The sequence below is a fragment of the Pseudomonas sp. EL_65y_Pfl2_R96 genome (genome assembly GCF_963970905.1).
In the GTDB taxonomy this organism is placed as follows: domain Bacteria; phylum Pseudomonadota; class Gammaproteobacteria; order Pseudomonadales; family Pseudomonadaceae; genus Aquipseudomonas.
Map to the genome: position 1 here is coordinate 1 of NZ_CAXAQH010000189.1, position 555 is coordinate 555.

The 555-nt window shown below is 61.8% G+C and carries 1 protein-coding gene; it reads left to right on the top strand.

All coding sequences use genetic code 11. The features are described 5' to 3' along the window. Positions 1-555: hypothetical protein (locus AACY49_RS30150; RefSeq protein WP_339527898.1), on the top strand; the 555-nt coding region annotated here is incomplete at both ends.

Consider the following 555-nt stretch of genomic DNA (forward strand, 5'->3'; position numbering starts at 1 on the left):
GGGCTCGGGTCCGCCGCCGCTTTGGCACCGGTCAATCGCGGCTATTCGACCTCGGACGAGGGACAAGTGGACCTTCTGGTCAACGGCGCTTTGTTCAAGCTGCCGGCGGGCGAAGTCTCGACCAGCGTGCACCTCGGCGGCGATATCAGCGATTTCAGCAGCACGTCGTATCGAGCAGGACTGATTTCGCCCGGAAGTGTGTCGCGCAATACCGCCAACGGCCAGCTCAATATCGACGTGCCACTGACCAGCCGCGCCAAGAATGTGCTGCCGGTGATTGGCAGCCTGTCGGTCAACGGCAATGTCGCGGTCGATCAACTGTCGGACTTCGGCACGCTGACGACACTTGGTTATGGGCTCAATTGGTCGCCGGTGGTGCCATTGCGGATCATCGCGTCGGTCACCGATCGCGACACCGCACCAACCGCGCAGCAACTCGGCAACCCGCAAGTGGTGACGCCTAATGTGCCGGTCTTCGATTATGTGCGCGGCGTGAATGCCGTCGTGACGACGGTTTCGGGTGGCAACCCCAATCTGATCGCGAGCAACAGCCAT